The 17,955-nt window shown below is 61.0% G+C and carries 17 protein-coding genes; 4 read left to right on the top strand and 13 right to left on the bottom strand.

From position 1 onward, the window contains the following. Positions 1-61: 61 nt before the first annotated feature. The 6 genes from GV035_RS30025 to GV035_RS28880 all read right to left on the bottom strand — a co-directional run bounded on the left by GV035_RS30025 (position 62) and on the right by GV035_RS28880 (position 4,102). Entirely contained in the window at positions 62-136 is a 75-nt protein-coding gene (locus tag GV035_RS30025; protein WP_442859621.1) for an integrase core domain-containing protein, read from the bottom strand. Next, complete coding sequence (locus tag GV035_RS30020) at positions 105-299, bottom strand: hypothetical protein (RefSeq protein ID WP_442859620.1); 195 nt, start codon at positions 297-299, stop codon at positions 105-107. Before GV035_RS30020 ends, GV035_RS30025 begins: the two co-directional genes overlap by 32 nt. A gap of 29 nt (positions 300-328) precedes the next feature. Then, complete coding sequence (locus GV035_RS28895) at positions 329-487, bottom strand: hypothetical protein (RefSeq protein WP_159839548.1); 159 nt, start codon at positions 485-487, stop codon at positions 329-331. 31 nt (positions 488-518) lie between these two features. Further along, positions 519-2,633: a secretin N-terminal domain-containing protein gene (locus GV035_RS28890; RefSeq protein WP_159839546.1), complete on the bottom strand. Its 2,115-nt coding sequence runs from the start codon at positions 2,631-2,633 to the stop codon at positions 519-521. An 815-nt stretch (positions 2,634-3,448) separates the two neighbouring features. Beyond that, positions 3,449-3,631, bottom strand: coding sequence for a hypothetical protein (locus GV035_RS28885; RefSeq protein ID WP_159839544.1), 183 nt, complete (start codon positions 3,629-3,631; stop codon positions 3,449-3,451). A gap of 243 nt (positions 3,632-3,874) precedes the next feature. After that, positions 3,875-4,102, bottom strand: coding sequence for a hypothetical protein (locus GV035_RS28880; RefSeq protein WP_159839542.1), 228 nt, complete (start codon positions 4,100-4,102; stop codon positions 3,875-3,877). Between the two features lie 183 nt (positions 4,103-4,285). Between GV035_RS28880 and GV035_RS28875 the strand changes: the two genes are divergently transcribed. Both GV035_RS28875 and GV035_RS28870 read left to right on the top strand, forming a co-directional pair. Then, positions 4,286-5,008, top strand: a complete 723-nt coding sequence (locus tag GV035_RS28875; RefSeq protein WP_159839540.1) for a response regulator — start codon at positions 4,286-4,288, stop codon at positions 5,006-5,008. Between the two features lie 7 nt (positions 5,009-5,015). Beyond that, positions 5,016-6,296: an ATP-binding protein gene (locus GV035_RS28870; RefSeq protein WP_159839538.1), complete on the top strand. Its 1,281-nt coding sequence runs from the start codon at positions 5,016-5,018 to the stop codon at positions 6,294-6,296. 555 nt (positions 6,297-6,851) lie between these two features. Here GV035_RS28870 and GV035_RS28865 read toward each other — a convergent pair. After that, positions 6,852-8,651 (bottom strand): tannase/feruloyl esterase family alpha/beta hydrolase, encoded by a 1,800-nt coding sequence (locus GV035_RS28865; protein WP_442859619.1) that lies wholly within the window; start codon positions 8,649-8,651, stop codon positions 6,852-6,854. A 607-nt stretch (positions 8,652-9,258) separates the two neighbouring features. Here GV035_RS28865 and GV035_RS28860 point away from each other — a divergent pair. Beyond that, positions 9,259-10,749 carry an MmgE/PrpD family protein gene (locus tag GV035_RS28860; RefSeq protein ID WP_201304087.1) on the top strand — a complete coding sequence of 497 codons (1,491 nt, stop codon included), beginning with the start codon at positions 9,259-9,261 and terminating at the stop codon, positions 10,747-10,749. Between the two features lie 29 nt (positions 10,750-10,778). Beyond that, positions 10,779-12,296 (top strand): MmgE/PrpD family protein, encoded by a 1,518-nt coding sequence (locus tag GV035_RS28855; RefSeq protein WP_159839534.1) that lies wholly within the window; start codon positions 10,779-10,781, stop codon positions 12,294-12,296. 583 nt (positions 12,297-12,879) lie between these two features. On the opposite strand, the gene GV035_RS28850 is transcribed toward GV035_RS28855, so the two are convergent. The 6 genes from GV035_RS28850 to GV035_RS28825 form a co-directional block, all read right to left on the bottom strand. Continuing rightward, a complete protein-coding gene (locus tag GV035_RS28850; protein WP_159839532.1) occupies positions 12,880-13,122 on the bottom strand; it encodes a hypothetical protein in 243 nt (80 codons plus the stop codon). Positions 13,123-13,614: 492 nt separating this feature from the next. Continuing rightward, a complete protein-coding gene (locus tag GV035_RS28845; RefSeq protein ID WP_159839530.1) occupies positions 13,615-14,160 on the bottom strand; it encodes a hypothetical protein in 546 nt (181 codons plus the stop codon). Positions 14,161-14,351: 191 nt separating this feature from the next. Beyond that, on the bottom strand, positions 14,352-14,654 hold the full coding sequence (locus tag GV035_RS28840; RefSeq protein ID WP_159839528.1) for a hypothetical protein: 303 nt from the start codon (positions 14,652-14,654) through the stop codon (positions 14,352-14,354). 87 nt (positions 14,655-14,741) lie between these two features. Continuing rightward, positions 14,742-15,545 carry a substrate-binding domain-containing protein gene (locus GV035_RS28835; protein ID WP_442859618.1) on the bottom strand — a complete coding sequence of 268 codons (804 nt, stop codon included), beginning with the start codon at positions 15,543-15,545 and terminating at the stop codon, positions 14,742-14,744. Continuing rightward, entirely contained in the window at positions 15,542-16,882 is a 1,341-nt protein-coding gene (locus GV035_RS28830; RefSeq protein WP_159839526.1) for an MFS transporter, read from the bottom strand. The genes GV035_RS28835 and GV035_RS28830 overlap by 4 nt, the downstream gene beginning before the upstream one ends. A 198-nt stretch (positions 16,883-17,080) precedes the next feature. Beyond that, on the bottom strand, positions 17,081-17,950 hold the full coding sequence (locus tag GV035_RS28825; protein WP_159839584.1) for an isocitrate lyase/PEP mutase family protein: 870 nt from the start codon (positions 17,948-17,950) through the stop codon (positions 17,081-17,083). Between the last annotated feature and the right edge of the window lie 5 nt (positions 17,951-17,955).

The following is a 17,955-nucleotide window of genomic DNA, read 5'->3' as shown; positions in this document are numbered from 1 at the left end:
AAGCCAGTCTTCAGTCAAACGCGGCGTGACGCACGGAAACGAACCTGTGCTCGTTCAGGCATTAGTCCCGGAATCGCCCGTCAAAGCTTTCGATGTAGGCGTTCTCAGCCGGCTTGCCAGGCCGCATGAAGGACAGCGTAACGCCCCACTACGTGAGCCCATGCAATCAGCATCTTACCGGCGAACTTCGGACCGTTATCCACCGCGATGGATTCGGGCAAGCCGCGCATCTCGCGTAACCCTTCAAGCACCTGCTTAACGCGTTGACCTGGCAATGAGGTGTCGACCCCGGTAGCCAGGCACTCACGCGTGCAATCGTCGACCAGGTTCAGACAGCGAAAGCGTCGACCATAGGCCAGCCATCGCTGAAGAAGTCGACCGACCAGTTCTGGCTCAGTCCCGTTGGCATCGGCAGCGGTTCGCGCTCGACAGCGGCAATGCGCTTGCGATGCCGCTTGCGCACGCTCAGTTCGGCCTTGCTGCACATAAACCGCAAGCGCCAGTCAAGTACGCTTATATCATGGCGTAGGCGCCGTACTATCGGCTGGTGAAATCACCGCGGCTTGCCGCGCACGAGTAAGATCGATCACGCTGCTAGCCGCTCCTTGCACGTTCTCTTGCAGAGGCGGCAGGACCGGCACAGTGTCGTCCCTCTCCAGCCAGTTGTCGCTCTTGTACGTCGCGGATCGCGACTGCATGTAGCCGTAACGGTCCGCCGCGATCGCCTGGAGCATGGACGCGTCGCGAACTATGACCGGTCGAAGGAAGATGAGCAAGTTTGTCTTCTTGCGGCTTTTCGTCTCATGCCTGAACAGTGCACCGAGGACGGGGATCTTAGACACCCACGGAATCCTGCTGTTGCCGTCGGTGTAGTTATCGCTGATCAGCCCACCGAGCACGACGATTTGCCCGTCATCGGCGAGTATCGATGTCTGCAGCGACCGCTTGTCGATGCTGTAACCGCCCGCCTGATCCGCAGTCCCGGTCTCCACGCTCGAATCTTCCTGGTAGACCTGAAGCGTGATCGTTCCGCCCTGATTGATCTGCGGCTTGACATTCAACATGACCCCCACGTCCTTGCGGTCATAGGTGTTGAACGCGGACACCGACGATGAAGTCGTCGTATTCGTCGAGTAGGAACCAGATTCGATCGGAACATTGGTCCCTACGAGAATCCGCGCCTCGCGATTGTCGAGCGTGATGAGACTCGGTGTCGACAAAACATTGACGTCCGAGTTCGACTGCAGCGCGCGAAAGAGACCTTTCGTACCCAGGATGTTGCCGAACCCCGCTACGAGTCCGACGTTCGTCGTCGTGGCGGCGACTGACTGCAAGCCCGCGGTAGTGAGCCACTCGATGCCGAACTCACCCTCTTTGTCGGACGAGACCTCCATGATGAGGGATTCGATGTAGACCTGCACTTTGCGCTGGTCGAGCCGGGCGATGACCGTGCTGAGATTCCTGAACACGGACTCCGGCGCCGTGATAATCAATGAGTTGGTCGAGACGTCCGCGACGATCTCGCCACTGCCCTTGTCGTCCTTGTCTTCGCTTGCGCGCGACTGCGCTGCATTGCCGCCGCCGAAAGGGCTGCTCGCAGAAGACGATGCAGCACTCACCGACGAGGCCGAGTCCGCACCGCTCGGCAACGGCGGCAATGTCCCGTTACTGCTCGGCAGCCCCGATGAGCTTTGCGTATTGCCGCCGTTCGCCGTGCTCGCCTGCGAGTCGCTGCTGGTCGATTGCCCTACGATTCTGCGCAGCGTCTTCGCCACGTCAGTGGCGTCCGCGTTCCGCAAGCTGACGATATGTATATTGCCCGGCGCTTTAGTCGGCGTGTCCAGCTTGACGACCAAGGATTCGGCTTCGTCCAGACGCGCGCCGCCGCTTGCACGCAGCACCACGGTGTTGCTTCTGACGTCCGGTGCGACTACGACCTTTTGCGTTGGGTCGGTATTGCCGATGCCGTTCAGGTCGAGCAACTTTTGGGCCTCTTGCGATACGGCGGTCGCATCGGCGTAGTTAAGTTGAACCACAGCGATGTGCGGGCTCGATGCCGATTCGATCCCTGCGATGATCGCCGCTATTCTCTTCACGTTGTCCGCATAGTCCGTGACAATGAGCGTGTTGTTGGTCACGTTCGCGCTGATCGTATTGTTGGGCGATACGAGCGGCCTCAGGGTCGGCACGAGATTATTGGCGGACTCCCGGTGAAGCTGGAACACCTGAGTGACAATCTGGTCCCCCTGAGCAGTCGGCTTGTTGCCAACGTAGGTGGGAACGCCCTGTAGCTTCGCATCGGCCTCGGGCACGATCTTGAGCACGCCATGATCCTGCAATAGCGAGAAGCCTTGCATTCGCAGCGCGGACTGCAGAATTTTGAGTGCCTCATCTTCGGTGACCGGGCGCTCGGAGATCAGGTCCAACTGACCCTTCACGCGCGGATCGACAATAATCGTCTTCGACGTCGCGAGCCCGATGGCGCGCGCCACTTCCGAAATGTCGGCGTGAGAGAAGTTCATCGTCACAGCCGCGAACGACCGATGGCAATAGATTGCGAGGAAGGCGGTGCCAACCAACAGCAGGGTGCGCAGGACTGTTCGAAACGAAGGATTCAGTCGTACATGGCTCATTCTGGATCGCAATGGACCGCTAGGGACAAACGTTTGCATTGTCGAGTGTTCCGCTGTTTCGGAACGGGTAATTGAAACGGAGCTCCCTATTGAGATAGAAAGCGGTTTATTTGAGGAAGTGTCTGAGTGCAGCCGGGCGCTGCAATCCAGCAGGAGGTGGACGACGCTTCTATCATGTGACGAAAGCTCGTGCGACGCGCACTTTACACCGCAATGATGGGGAATTCTTCGCGTGGTAAGAAACGGTTAGGGAATATGGCGCTGAATCGCAAAGCGGGGGCAAACGGCCCCTCGCGGGGGACATGCCTGAAGCTAAGTTAGGCAGCCGGTGACATAGCCCCTGCGACCTGATCGCCATCTAGGACGACCGGCTCCAACGCAGAACTTGGTAACAGGGCTTTTCATCGCTTCCGCACGGCATATCAGCCAGTAGGAACGCAAAATTCAACTATCCCGGACCTGCAGAGCGATATACGCGATCCAGACGAAAAGTGCCGACGGACTGAGCAACGCGCAGTCCGTCGGCAGAAGCCCCGGCGCCCCTGCGAGGTCATGGGGCTGGAGTTGAGAACGTGGATCAAGCAAGCGACGGAACCCTAACAGCTAAAGCCAAAGGCGGACTCGTCCGGGAAAGTTTTGGTAAGGCAAAGGCAGTCCGCGCTCCGTTAAGGCGCAAGCATCGCGGCCGTTATATCGCTCGGGCTCTAACGTTAGCCCACGTCTAGCGAACGGTTTCGCCGAATAATCTGGAGGATAGGTATGTCCATCTCGTCGTTGTCTGGTGCCACGTCCAGTGCACAGATCTGGCAAACGAGCTACTCGAAAAAGAGCGAGTCGCAAAGCAGCGTCGCTTCCTCATCAAGTAGCGACTCGAGCACCAACCCGCTCGCGGCCGCCATCGCCGCAGCGCTAGCACAGCTCGGCATCACGTCGAATTCGAGCACATCGTCGACCGACGGAAGTTCTTCTTCGTCGACGACCGATGCGAGCAGCAGCACGTCATCGTCATCGACCACTTCGTCGGTTTCGGTCGCGTCTGCGCTTCAGCAGTTCATGGGCGATCTGTTCCAGACGCTCGCCAGTCAGAACGGCGCACCGCCCCCGCCGCCGCCCGGCGGCAGCACGAGCACAGCTCCCAGCAGCGCCAGCGACGCGAGCACGAGCACGACCGCAAGCACTGACCCATCATCCACGGTCAACTCGGCGCCTCCGCCCCCTCCGCCGCCTTTGCAAGCACAAGGCTATGGCAACGACCTCGCGTCCGCCATCGAAAGCCTCGCGCAATCGCTCGCCTCGGGCAGCAGCTCGGGCAGCAGCGCGACGACTGCGGATAGCAGCACCGGTTCTTCGAGTAGCTCAGCGAGCGATTCCAAGAGCACCAGCACGTTGTCGAGTGATTTCCAGAATCTGATGACCGCGCTTGGCGGCTCCACGGACAGCAGCGGTAGTTCGAACAGCGCGACCGCCACGCTTCAGACCTTCTTGACGACCCTCGCGAGCAACCTGCAAAGCGGCGGCGCAGGTGCGCGAGGCGTGTTCGTCAGCACGTCTGCCTAAGCAGTATCACGGGCAGCGCACAGCGTATCATCGGACAATGTCCCGAAATCACCTCGGGAAAGCTGCCCGTCCCGCTTTGTCCTTTCAACTCCACGATGCCCCACATTCTCATTGTCGATGATGACCCCGTCGTACGCGACCTTCTGCGCCGCTTCATGAATGCAAACGGGATGGACGTGTCCGTGCTGCACGATGCCAGCAACCTTCAGCGGCGGCTCGAGAGCGAGCGTCCATCGGCCATCGTGCTCGACATCATGATGCCCGACACCGACGGGCTGTCGGCCCTCAGGGCGCTTCGGGCGTCGGGCGACGACGTTCCCGTGATCTTCGTCACGGGACGCGGGGCCGTCCCCGACCGTATCGCGGGGCTTTCGCTGGGTGCCGACGACTATCTGGTCAAGCCGTTCGACCCCGGCGAACTGCTGGCGCGCATTCACGCGGTGCTGCGTCGCAGGGGTCCTGCGCAAACGAGCGCGCCAGAAGCGCGAGCACGCTTTCGCTTCGGACCCTTCGAGCTTGATTTCACGACGCGCATCCTGAGCCGCGACGGAACCGACATCGCCTTGCGCGACAGCGAATTCGCGTTGCTCAAGATCTTCGTCAACAACCCCTATAAGGTACTGCCGAGGGTGTTGATTCATGACCTCGTGCATCGCGACGAAGTGACTTTCCAGGACCGAGGCCTGGACGTCCCCATCTGGCGCTTGCGCCGGATCATCGAAAGCAATCCGTCCTCCCCTAAATACATTCAAACGCTGCGCGGTAAAGGCTTTGTCTTCGTGCCCGACGCCGACGCGCCCGAGCCCGATCCGTCGTGATGCCCGCATGAAAAATCCGCTCAATTCCTTATTCGGCAGGATGGCGTTCCTGTCTGTCGTGGTGCTGGTGGGCATGCAATTCTGCTGGTTCTGGATGATGGCAGGCGATCGGCCGCGCCAGCACATGCAGGGCTTCGCGCAAGGACTCGTACTTGCCCTTCACGCAGCGAACGGCGACAAGGTAAGCGGTAAAGAGCTTGCGCCGGCCATGCGTGTGAGTTCGGTATCGGGCGAACTCGATCCGACGCATGTTCGGCTTCATCAACCAAACGAACCGCCACTCAGAGACCTGACCAGCGAACTCAGTGCAAGGTTGCCGCCCGGCACGGCCATGGCCTTCGATGACAATCGCCCTCCTCATCTATGGGTACGGTTTCCGGGCAAGCCGTCGTGGCTGGTCGTGCCGATGGACACGCCGCCTCCGCCGCGCCATATCGTCGAGACCGTATCCTTGTTGATCGCGGCGATCCTGCTGTCGGTGCTCGTCGCGTGGCAAATGCAACGGCCGCTATCCGGACTCGCACGCACAGCCCGCGCTTTCGGATCAGGCGGACGTCCGCCACCCGAGCCGAAGCGGGGACCGCAAGAACTTCGCGATCTCATCGGCGCGTTCAACGACATGATGCGGCGGCTGAACGAAGCCGACGACAACCAGGCGGTCATGCTCGCTGGTCTTGCGCACGATCTCAAGGCGCCGCTGACCCGGCTCAAGTTGCGCTCGAGCCTGCTTGCCTCCGAACCGGAGCGGCGGGAACTGCTGCGCGATATCGACTCGCTTTCCAACGTGGTGCAGCAATTTCTCGAATTTGCGGGCCAGCCTGTAGAGGAAAGCGAACCCGTCGGCGTTGATGCATTTCTTCGCGAGCAGTTTCCCGCGTCCGATGCGCTCGATGAAGAGCGACTCTTCGCGCTCGACTTGCGTGCGGGCCCCGCGTTCGGGCTGCCCGCCGCGATGCTGGATCGCGTGGCGACGAATCTCGTCGACAACGCACTCGAACACGGCGCGCCGCCGATCGAGATATCGACCGCCTTGGAAGGAAGTCATTGGGTCATATCGGTGCGCGACCATGGGATCGGCATCCCGGAAGGCCAGTTGGCTGCGGCGATGAAACCGTTCGTACGGCTCGATCCGGCGCGCGGCAGCCAAGGACATAGCGGACTTGGGCTTGCTATCGTGTCGCGATTGACACGCGAGCTCGGCGGAGTCTGCGAAATCGGCAATGAGCCGGGCGGCGGCTTTCGCGTGCGAGTTGTGTTTGCGTCGAGCGCAGGCAAGGGACTTTTGTGACGGGCGCAACAGCGGGAGGACGCCGGACGGTTCGCAGAGAGGTGACGTCACCTGCTGTAAACGCATCACTGCACATCCTGTTACCTTGAGAAACGTGATCCGCTTGCAGAGATCTTCAAGAGGGCTAAGCTCATTTCTTCAAGCGGCCTCACACAGTCTGACGCAGAGCACGGAAATAGGTGGCGACTTCCCGAGGCATTAGGCTCCGGGCAACCCGCTGGCGACGGTCTAAGCTGGAGGGGTGCGACGGCGACTATCTGCATCGAACGGCCCCCCCCTGTCCCAGCCGCTTATGGGCGAGGGGTCCGACCGAGTCAGGGCGCCTTCCACCGCTTCTCGGCTACACAATTGCAGGTGCTGCAGCTTGAAACGACAAGGTCGTTGCCGTCGGCCTGACTGCGAGGGGAGCCCAGGACGGCAAAGAAAGCACCGTTGCAACAACGTTATCGCCCGTTGCCTCGGCCTTCGCGCAAACTCATGTCGTCATCAGAGAAAACAAAGTTAAGCTCGCGTAGCGGCATCGCTTTCAACGGCGATGCCGCTTCTAACAACGCTTTAGCGGCTGTTGGCTCTCTCCCAGCGAGCCGATTCCCAGTCGTCGTCATGGCGCCCCACGCGAGCCGCGCTCCAGTTGTTGCCGCCGGTGCAGTTCAGCTGCGAACCTTGCGCGGTGCACGTGGCTTCATAGCCCGGCGAGTACAGCCATTCGCCGACCCAGTGCGAATCCACGTGCGCATTGACGCGCGGAAGCGCAACGAAGTTGGCGGCATCGTCGGTGCTGCCCGTGCCGGTGTATTGCGCAGTCATGGGGTACGGGAACACCGGACGCGTGCGCGTCGTCTGCCCCGTCCCGTCCACGATCGACGCGACGATCTCGCCCGGCTTCGCACCGGTTTCGACCCAGGCCATCGCTGGCGTGAGGACGTCGAATACATTTGGACCGTCACCGCCCCCGCAGTGCGCGACGCCCGGGAACAGGTAGAACCGCGCGAAGCTCTTCACACGTTCCTCGCCCATGTATTCCTTCATCTTGCTGTAGTACTGCAAGGTGGACTGCGGCGAGATGTGCTGATCTTCCAGACCGTGCCAGAGAATCAGCTTGCCGCCGTGCGCGTCGAACTTCGACAAGTGGGGATCAGTGGCCGACAGATAGTTCGAAGTCGGCACGGTCTTAAAGAATCCATCGACGGTGAACTTCAGATCGCTCAGCGTGGCGTTCGGATTCGACGTGTTGTAGTAGTCCAGATACGCGAGGAAGGGTAGAACGAAGTTGATGGCTCCGCTCGGTCCCGCATCGGTCGTCGGCACAAACAGCGTCCATTGCAGTTCCGAGCCCCACTCGCGCGAGATCGGCTGCTCCAAGTGACGGCCGTATTGGTCCGTTGCGCCATCGTGGATCTTGCGCACCACGGCTGCCTGCGCGGCCGTGAGACACGTCGCGTCCGGCTGGCCTTGCGCGCAAATGAGCGAGGCCGGATCGAAGTGGCAGGCCATCGGATCGTCGATGATGCCGTCCGCGACGCCGTCGTTCGCATCGCAGGCCTTGAGCACGGCTGCGTGGATCAGCGGCAGCTTGTCGGCAGTGAGGATGTACTTGCCGGTCGTCGGATCGATGTTCGCTACAGCCGCCCAGGCGTGATGAAAGGTGTTCTGCACGATGAGATCGTTGGCCGGCGCGCCCGCGACGATGCCGTCAAAGTCGTCGGGATAGCGTTGCGCTTCCATCAGGGCCTCGCGTCCGCCGTCCGAGCAGCCGTCGAAGTAAGCGTATTTCGGCGCGCGCGCATAGAACTTGTTGATGATGGCCTTGGCAACCTGCGCCGTGGCATGTTCGGCGCGATAAGCGAAGTCAATTTTCGCTTTCGGATCGAGCGCCCACGAGCCGTCGTTGCCGCCTTCGTGTCCCATGTCGGTGGCGGCAATGGCGATCTGCCCGTTCGTCACCGGCACGCACGTGTTGGCCATCGGTGCGTTGATCAAGAGATTGCCACACAGGCCGCCGCAACCGGTTTGCAGGTAGCGTTGCGTCCAGCCTTGGGTAGGCAGGCGCAGCTCGAAGAGAGACGCGCCCGGACCGATGCTGCCTTTGACGTCGCATACGGCGGACGGCAGCGTGCTCTGACCGACTACCGTGCCCGCAGGCAGCACGGTCGCGGACGTGATGGTCACGGTGCCGTCGGTGACACCCGTCAGGTCGAGGCCCGCGACCTGCGCGCAATTCATCGCCGGCATGACGGGCGGCAGATCCGCAAGTCCCGATGATGTTGCAGCCGACGCAGCTGAAGACGCAGCGCCGGCGATCGCCAATAGGAGCCATGTACCGATAAGCGCAAAAGATCTTGCAAGATTGCGCATCCATTGCGCGCATCGCCACGCGTGCCTAAAGCTAGAAGCTTCAAGGACAGCCCTCATCATCGCCTCCGGATTTGTCATCGTCGATAGGACCTGCGGTTGCACTTACGTCAAGCGGACGAAGATGTCCGGTTTGCAAGTGCGTTCGAGAATGATCAACGAGTGGCCGCGTCGGCAGTCAGTGTTAACCCACACGAGGAACGCATACTGCGGAGCGCGAATGCGACGTTCGGCTTACGGGCGAACGCAAGCGGACGTGCTGTGCCGAAGGCGAAATCACCGGTTGTGATAAAAAAATTAGATGGCATCGCAAACGTTTCGCAATCTTCCTTGCCTGCAAGAAGGCGGCAACTATGCGCACAACACCCGGCCGATAAGATGTCGAGCTTGCCATTGGTCCGCAGAGCCAGTCGGTGACGCTTACCACCCGCGAGAGGCATCAGGTCGCGGCTTAATTTATTTTGACTGTGTCAACACGCCGGCCCACGACGCGGGCCGAATATGTTTGGTATGGTGACGGTCGATACCGCCTTCACCAAAATTCAAAAAAGGCCGTTGACGCAATTCGCCTGCAGATCGATGGTCGACAAAACAGCCCGGAGACACAATCATGTCTGAGCGACTTTCACTCAAGCGTCGCAGAATGGTCCAATCGGCGGGTGCCTTTTCCGCGCTGATGTTCTCTGGCAAACCCTTCGCCTTCGCGGCCGATGACGCCGCGAGCGCTGCCGCGGAAGAGGAGGCTCGCGGCAACTCCATTACCGCGCAGCTCGCGCGCTACATGGCGCAGGCGCGCACGATGCCATTGCCTGCGCCCGTTGCGCTTGCCTGCAAGCATCGCATCCTCGATACTTTCGGCGCGATGGTGTCCGGCTCACGAATGCGGCCCGGGATGCTGGCTGCGAGTTACGTGCGCCAAATGGGCGGCGCGCCGCAGTCCAGCGTAATCGGCACGCGCATCCGGACAAACGTCGTCAATGCCGCGCTCGCGAACGCCATGTGCGCCCACTCAGATGAAACCGACGACTTCGAACCGGTTACCAAGGCGCACCCCGGCAGTACGGTCGTGCCGTCGGCCCTGGCGTTGGCGGAATTTGGCGCGCAGAGCGGCGAAGCTATGATCCGCGCTGTGGCGCTCGGTTACGACCTCGCCTGCCGGTTGTTGATGGCGCTCGGTCCGGACCTGGTGCGCGGGTCGCATCGCAGTGCGGAAGGGACGGCATCGACCTTCGGCGCACTTGGCGCGGCGGCGGCCCTCACTGATCTCGATGAAATCGGCATGTGCTACGCGATCTCCTACGCGGCGCAACAGGTGTCGGGCTTATGGAGCTGGATCAAGGACCGCGACCACATCGAGAAAGCTTTTGACTTCGCCGGGATGGGGGCGCGCAACGGCGTGATGGCGGTTAGCATGGTGCAATCGGGAATGACTGGCGTGCGCGACGTGCTCGACGGCACGCACAACCTGTTCATCGCGCTGTCCCCGAAACCTTCGCCGCAAGCCATGATTGATGGACTCGGCTCGCGTTTCTATGTTGCCGAGACCGCCATCAAAACTTATTCGGTCGGTTATCCGATCCAGTCGCCGCTTGACGCGCTACTTCGCCTGCGGGCTCGATACGGCCTGACGCCCGCCAATGTGCGCAGCATCGTCGTGGGTATTCCGCCTGATGCCCAAGGCATCGTCGGCGACAGCGCGATGCCCGACGTCAACTGCCAGCATCTTGTGGCGCTCGCGCTCGTGAAAGGCGCGGTGTCATTCCGCGATAGCCATGACGCCGCGCTCATGCGCGACCCGGCCATCCTTGAAGCGCGCGCGAAAGTGACAGTGCAGCCGGACCCGGCCTTGCATGACCCTTCCGCGCCGCGCTCCGCAAAGGTCGAAGTCACACTCACCGATGGCCGCACCGTCCAGCACTTCACGCGCTTTCCGCCGGGCACGAAAGAGAATCCTCTGTCGGGCGAAGAGGTTGCCGCAAAAGCGCGCGATCTAATGTCGCCGGTGCTCGGCGCGGCGCGCACGGCGGCGCTAGTTGAGAAGATCGAGCGCTTGGAAACGCTCAAGGATATCCGCGAACTGAGTCCGCTTATCTCGGCGTGACACCCATCAAAAGACAAGGAGACGAACACATGGCAGCCTTCGACCGTCGCCATTTTCTGAGAACCGGGGCGGTGGGCGCGCTGGCATCGGCCGCTGCCGGAACCGGCGCATTCGCGCAGGGCACCAATGCCCTATCGAGTGCTCCGGGTGTTTCTGGCACGCCGAGCGCGTCTGCCCCCTCTTCCACTGGCAAGGGCAACGCGCAGCCGCCCAAAGTCACGCGCATCCTCGCCGAATTCATTCATCAAACGGCCTATCAGGACTTGCCCGCGAACGTACGCCGCGAAGGCGTCCGGACGCTCCTGAACTGGGTCGGCGTCGCGGTGGGCGGATCGCACGACGAAACCGTGGACCGCGCGGTGGCGGCGCTGACGCCGTTCTCGGGTCCGCCGCAAGCCAACCTGCTCGGCCGCACGGAGCGCTTCGACATCATGAACGCGGCGTTTATCAACGGCGTAAGCAGCCATATCTTCGATTTCGACGACACGCATCTGAAGACCATCATCCATCCGGCGGGTCCGGTGGTATCCGCGATTCTCGCGTACGCGCAATATCGGCCGGTGACGGGCAAGGATTTCCTCAACGCGCTGGTGCTCGGCGTGGAGACGGAATTGCGGATCGGCAATGCGGTGTACCCGAATCATTACGATGTCGGCTGGCACATCACAGGAACGTGCGGCGTCTTCGGCTCCGCGGCTGCCATGTCGAAACTGATGGGCCTGAGCGTGCAGCAGACGGTCTGGGCGCTCGGGCTGGCAGCGTCGCAGCCGGTCGGCCTGCGCGAGTCGTTCGGCTCGATGAACAAGAGCTTCAACCCAGGCCGTGCGGCCGCCAACGGCATGTTCGCGGCGATCCTTGCAGGCAAGGACTACACGAGCTCCGACGGCATGATCGAGGCGAAACGCGGCTGGGCGAACACCATCAGCACGAAGCAGGATTACCGCGAGATCACCGACGGTCTCGGCACGCACTGGGAATCGACGCTCAACACGTATAAGCCCTTCGCATGCGGCATCGTGATCCATCCCGCGCTCGATGCAGCCATCCAGCTTCGCAACGAGAATCACCTGAGTCCTGATCAGATCGAGCGAATCGATTTGCGCGTGCATCCGCTCGTCATCGAACTGACGGGCAAGAAGACGCCGAAAATCGGACTCGAAGGCAAGTTCAGCATCTATCACGCGGTGGCGATCGCCATCATCGACGGCGCCGCTGGTGAGAAGCAGTTCAGCGATGCCAAGGTCCGCGACCCGCGAACCGTTGCTCTGCGCGAGAAGGTGAATGCCATCGTCGATCCGGCCATCAAACCGGAGCAGGTCGACATGACCATCACGCTGAAGGACGGCCGCAAGCTGCACAGGTTCATCCAGCACGCGATCGGCAGCACCGAAGTGCCGATGACCGATGAGCAACTCGAGAAGAAGTTCTCCGATCTCGCGGACGGCATTCTGCCCGCCGATCAGACTCGCGCGTTGATCGACAAGTGCTGGCACGTCGAGCAGCTCGACAGCGCAGCCGATATCGCGCTGGCGGCGGTTCAGCGGTAAGTCATGGCAGTGACAGCGGCGGCTTAGAGACCAAGCCGCCGCCGCAATTAACCCTGTCCTCGCAGTTGCATCGACGTCCAACTGTGAACAGCTGCCTCGGCGGTCGGACCTCTGGATAACCCCATTGCACCGCTCGGCAGAACACGCAAAGAACGCCAACACTGCAAACCGGGGTAGGCACTGCATCGATCGATGGCCTGAAGATGTCTTTGTCAGCCAACGTGAAGGCCATTCCGCGACCCGCCCGTGAACAGTATCTACGCCGAACCCTGCAAACGGCCGTGAGCGCTGGCCTTTACGCGCTATTGCGCGGCGTCCGTGCCGCCGGGACGTCGGGAACGATGCCGACGCCCGAGGAAATAAACGCCATCCAGCGCCGAGGCCAAATTGCGCCATGCGAATTCTCGACGCGACGCTCGTTCCCCCCAACGTCTACACGCAGCGCCTCGCTTACTCTTACGGCTCCAGCCGCGTCCGACAAAGGAGACAAGACGACAGCCGCCGTCGCTGGGTCGCTATCCAATGCAACGGCGGGAGACGCCATCAATAAAGACCGTTGCATCTGGCGAGGATCGGCTGGGGGTCAAGCAGTCGTCGCAAGCAAGCCTGTCGTCGTTCCGGCTTTTACCATCAACTGTGCGAGCGCGGTTTGCGCGCTGTCGAGTTGCGCTTGGATCTGGGCGACCCGGGTGGTGTCCGAGGTTTGAATCGCTTGCTGCAGTTGCGTCTTGGCGGTATCTAACTGCGCCTTGACTTGACTGGTGTCTGCGCCACCCGAGGACGCCTGCGACAGTTGAGCGTCAAGCGAAGTTGCGAGCGAGTTCATCTGATCGAGTTCGGACGTCTCGGAACCGCTCGTCGCGGAAGACGCGCCGCCGCCCCCACCCGCCGACCACCTGCCGGAGCAGTCGCGCTAGTCGCTGATGTCGCCGCAGCAGATGTCGAACTGGAACGGGACGAAGACGATGGATTCGCGCTAGACGCAGTGTTCTGTGCCGACGCACTGATACGGGTCGGGCTATCAGACGCGCTCGTGCCTGAAGACGCGGTAGTTGACGCGCTGCCCGCGACGTTGCGGGAGTGTTCTCCGGCGGTCCGGAGCGCGTGCTCACTGTGTGCCGGTAGGCGATGACTGCGGCGATACCGCCGTTGATTCCGGCACACGCGGACCGACTGTTTCGATCCGCCCAGCTAACAGATGGCGAGATTCAGTGTGCTGCTCTACGCAACGCAGAATTGTCTGTTTCTCGGTGAAGCGGTCATCGAGGCCGGCCGAGAACGATGACAGGTCGGCAGACCTAACCTTGAAGGACGCCAGTTACCGGTCCGCAGCCCCGGCGTCCGATCGTCGGATGCGCATACGCCACAGATAATGCATTCGCGCGACTACGACAGAACCTAAAATAAGCAAAAAAGCCGTCACTCTGTAAGGAAAATTCTGGAAAGTAGTCTTGTCAGCCCCGAAAAGCCCGACTGCGACGACTTCCGCGATTTGCAGTCCCATTGCCGCGAGGCAAGCCGCCCTGACCTTCATTCTAACGCTGTGCACGATAGAGGACGTCATGGTTCTTCCCATTAGGCTGGTCGGCAGAGGCGCCAGTTGAAGGGCGATACTGACGCTACTGAGCGAGTAGCTGTTGCAATCAATAAAAAATGCTTTCGCGATGAAAGGGCGAGCACTTCCGCCGGCGCGCCGACGCTTCCCTCGCATCGCGGTTCGCGACTGCTTTTGCCCATCGCCGAGTCGCCAGTTAATGCAGCGCATCGCGATGCCTTCCACCCTTGTAGAAACATACATTAGAAAGGCCAGCGCCACGCTTACAAAATTGTCCTGTAAGGGTCGCTCAGACAGAAACTGACTCATCCATGATCGACGGACGTTGGGAGATGCTCTGTTGACAAGCGCTCATTGCTAGGCCATTCGATCCGCGCACTCGACGCGCCTATGCGCTGCCATGTCTCCGTCGGTGAGCGCACGGACAAGGCGCTCACGTCTCTACTAGCGGCCGTCTATTGGTAATTATTTCGGAAGCCTGGCTAGCCGCCCTCGACGCGCTACTGACTCGCACCCGCGCCTACGCCCGCCTTCTTCTGCGCACGCTGAACATCTTGAGGATAGTCCGTGTCGTTAGCTCTTGCCGGGTTGTATCCCGCGTCTTCGAGTTTCTTGAGCTCCGCGTTCTTCTTTGCGCGCGCCTCTTTTCGTGCAGCCTTTCTTTGCGCTTTGGTAGTCGGTGCGGCTTGAGTACTGTCGGTAGCCGTTGCACCGGAACCTTGGGCGTGAGAGAGCGGGGCGACGAAAGCCGTCGTACTAGCCAGGATGAACGAGAGGACGACGTTTGCGGCCTTGAGTTTCACGATGACTCCTCAGTCGTTAGGGGGACGTCTTCATACGAGTATATGGCGGGTAATCGCCGCCCTTGTCTTTCTATCAACACTATGCGTCTAAGGCTTCACGGAATCGAGGCCCGTCCTGCGCACCGTTGCCTGCGCGGCCGACGAAGCAAGGAATCGCAGCAAATCCCGCGCCTCGTCAGGGTGCTTTGCCCCGACAGGGATGCCGGCCGCATAGCGCGTGACCGATTGCACGTCCTCCGGCACTTTGCCGACGAACTCGACGCCGGCGACCGGCAGCAACTCAGCAACTTGCTGAAAGCCGACCTCATAGTCCCCTTTTGCCACCACCGATGCCACCGGAATGCGCGGAATCATGTGTGCCTTCGATGCCACTTGTTCCTCGATTCCCAGTTTCCTGAACATCTCATTCTTGATGTACACGCCGCTGGCACTGTCGGAATAGGCAATCGACTTGGCATTCAGAAGCGCGTGCTGTAATGCGTCGACGGTGGAGATGTCGGGCCTCGGAGCGCCCGCCTTCACCACCATGCCGATGCGCGAGTCGGCAAGCTCGACTCGTGAGCCGGGCATAACCTTGCCCTCCTTTATCAAGCCATCGAGTGCATAGCCCACCATGATGACGACATCGGCCGATTCTCCGCGCGCAAGCCGGTTCGGAATGGCCTCGGGCGACTGCCCCATCGAAGGACCGAGAATCGTGTGCAACGTATTACCGGTCGCGCGGGTAAATTCAGGCCCGAGCGCCTGATAGGCAGCCGTGAAGCCCCCAGACGTCATGACGTCCAGTTCGGCTGCGTGAGCCGAAAAAGAGGAGAAGGCGGTGATCGTTGCACATGCCGCCGCAGGAACGAAGGCGAATCTGACATAGCGAGCAAGCGTCATCGTCATCATTCTTCCGTGACCTCTTCGAGCGTCTTTTGGCGCGAATCCACCTTCACGGTCAGAACCAGGATGACCGCAGCAGCGACGAGTGGCATCGTGAAGTAGTAGATGATTTGATGGATGACCGTGCCGAAGGTAAGAAATAGCCCGAGAATGTACGGACCCGAGATCGACCCGAGACGCGCAGCCGCGATGACCAGACCCGAGGCCAACGCGCGACACTTCGTCGGGAAGAGTTCGGAGGTCAACGTGTAGAAGATCGGAACCACGCCGCCGGAGAAGAACTGATAACCCACGTCGCAGGCCACGATGATCTCGATAGGCCACTTGTACTCGAACGCGAGACCGAAGCCGAAGAAGCACACCGCGCTGGCGCCGGAAAGCAGCAGCATGGCCCACTTTCGCGGCATCTTGTCCTGCAGCCACATGCCGAAGATCTGACCCAGCGGCGTCACGGCCAACACGATCATCGTGAACGTGAAGCTCTTCGTGAGCGTGAAGCCTTGCCGCAAGAAGATCGACGGTAGCCATGTGCCGAAGCCCACGACCTGAATGTTGTTCGCCAGTTGAAAGAGACCGAGCACGATGATGGCGAGTGCGGAAAAGCGCAGCGCCGAGAACTGCTGGCCGATGTTGGGACGGACTTCGGCCGTCGAGTCGGGAGCAACCAGTTCGATGGCGCCATACCCTGCATCGTCCGCGATCTTTCTTGCGACGGCAGCCGCTTCCGCCGTGCGCCCTTGCTGAAGCAAAAAGCGGATCGACTCGGGAATATAGCGGCGCACATAGACGATCATGAGCGCAGGCGTAACTCCGATCCAGAACAGGGCGCGCCATCCGAAGGTCGGCACGACAATGGTCGCCACAACCGCACAGACGAACCACCCGAACGAATAGCCGATGGCGCCGGACCCGACAAAGATATGCCGCAGCCGCTTCGGCGAATACTCGGCGAGAAGCGAAAAGGCGACGGGAAATTCGGCGGCGATACCGAGCCCTGTGGTGAACCGGGCCAGCAGAAGCACGCCATAGGTCGGCGCGATGGCGCTCAACATCGTGCCGAATGCATAGGCGAAGAGCGCCCACTGGAAGATAGGTCGACGGCCGATGCGATCGGCGAGCGGAGCAAACAACAAAGCGCCCAGCAGCAGGCCTATGTTGGTCACCGAGCCGATCAACCCAGCCTGCGCGGGACTGATCGCGAATTCCTTGATGATGAGCGGCAGCGCGAACGACGTCGTCTGAAAATCGAAGCCGTCCAGTATCTGGGCGAGCACGCAGCCTAGAAGCAGCGTCCATAGAAAGCCCGTCATGGGGCAATCGTCGAGAAATTCGGTGTAGGTCATCCTCCTGACCCCAGCCAATGTCGACGATGACGCTCGCGCAGCCTCTACGCCGGCGCCCGCGATATCGGTCCGACTCTGGGCCATATCTGCCATTTTTGTCTCCTTGACGTCTCGCTTTAGCGAAGACGCAGTTTCAAGCTGATTGACAACGGAATGAGTCTTCCGTTTTTATCGTGTGCATGGGGCCGCTCAATGGATTCAGGCGTAGCGTCGTTCCAACGCATCCCACTCGGGCTTGCCCACGAGACGTTGCCGTTCGGCGAAAGTCGTCACTAGGCCGCTCGATTCGAGCAACTGCTTTTCATTGCGCAGCACGCCGAGCGCCTTCTGCATGCCCATTACCGCGCCCTGAAGTGCAGCGTTCGCATAAAGAACGATGCCGTAGCCTAGTTGACCCAACTGCTCCGCGCTGAGGATGGGTGTCTTCCCGCCTATGACCATGTTCATCAGTTGAGGCTTGGCGAGGCGCGATGGCAATGCACGCACCTCGTCGGGCTGCGTGACGGCCTCGACGAACAGGATGTCGGCGCCCGCCTCCGCGAACAGTTGCGCGCGCTCGATGGCAGCTTCGAAGCCGTGCGTCGCCGCGGCGTCCGTGCGTGCCATGATCAAGAGGTTCTCGTCCTGGCGCGCATCGACAGCAGCGCGGATCTTTTTCACGGCTTCATCAGTCGAGATGACGTCCTTGCCGGAAAAATGACCGCAACGTTTCGGCGCGACCTGGTCTTCGAACTGAATGCAGTCCGCACCGGCACGTTCCAGCGTGCGCACGGTATGCGCGACGTTGAGCGCATTGCCGAAACCGGTATCCGCATCGACGATGACGGGCAGCGTCACCGCATCTCTGATACGGGCCGTGTGATCCGCTATCTCGGCGAGGCCCAAGAACCCCTGGTCCGGCATGCCGAAGTACATATTCGTCACGCCCGCCCCTGTCACGTAGACAACTTCATAGCCGAGGTCCTCGATGACACGCGCCGACAGTGCGTTGAACGCGCCCGGCACGATGACACCACGGCGGGCTTCAACGAGAGCCTTCAGCCTTTGACGGGTCGATACGGTGCTCATATCCA

Source organism: Burkholderia sp. 8Y (assembly GCF_902506145.1).
In the GTDB taxonomy this organism is placed as follows: Bacteria; Pseudomonadota; Gammaproteobacteria; order Burkholderiales; family Burkholderiaceae; genus Caballeronia.
This window is presented reverse-complemented; position numbering and strand designations above follow the sequence as displayed.

Bases quoted from the DNA above. Each gene is read 5' to 3' on its own strand.
- GV035_RS28895 (WP_159839548.1), bottom strand. From the start codon at position 487: ATGTGCAGCAAGGCCGAACTGAGCGTGCGCAAGCGGCATCGCAAGCGC.
- GV035_RS28890 (WP_159839546.1), bottom strand. From the start codon at position 2,633: ATGAGCCATGTACGACTGAATCCTTCGTTTCGAACAGTCCTGCGCACC.
- GV035_RS28875 (WP_159839540.1), top strand. From the start codon at position 4,286: ATGCCCCACATTCTCATTGTCGATGATGACCCCGTCGTACGCGACCTT.
- GV035_RS28870 (WP_159839538.1), top strand. From the start codon at position 5,016: ATGAAAAATCCGCTCAATTCCTTATTCGGCAGGATGGCGTTCCTGTCT.
- GV035_RS28865 (WP_442859619.1), bottom strand. From the start codon at position 8,651: ATGCGCAATCTTGCAAGATCTTTTGCGCTTATCGGTACATGGCTCCTA.
- GV035_RS28860 (WP_201304087.1), top strand. From the start codon at position 9,259: ATGTCTGAGCGACTTTCACTCAAGCGTCGCAGAATGGTCCAATCGGCG.
- GV035_RS28855 (WP_159839534.1), top strand. From the start codon at position 10,779: ATGGCAGCCTTCGACCGTCGCCATTTTCTGAGAACCGGGGCGGTGGGC.
- GV035_RS28850 (WP_159839532.1), bottom strand. From the start codon at position 13,122: ATGAACTCGCTCGCAACTTCGCTTGACGCTCAACTGTCGCAGGCGTCC.
- GV035_RS28845 (WP_159839530.1), bottom strand. From the start codon at position 14,160: ATGAGTCAGTTTCTGTCTGAGCGACCCTTACAGGACAATTTTGTAAGC.
- GV035_RS28835 (WP_442859618.1), bottom strand. From the start codon at position 15,545: ATGATGACGATGACGCTTGCTCGCTATGTCAGATTCGCCTTCGTTCCT.
- GV035_RS28830 (WP_159839526.1), bottom strand. From the start codon at position 16,882: ATGACCTACACCGAATTTCTCGACGATTGCCCCATGACGGGCTTTCTA.
- GV035_RS28825 (WP_159839584.1), bottom strand. From the start codon at position 17,950: ATGAGCACCGTATCGACCCGTCAAAGGCTGAAGGCTCTCGTTGAAGCC.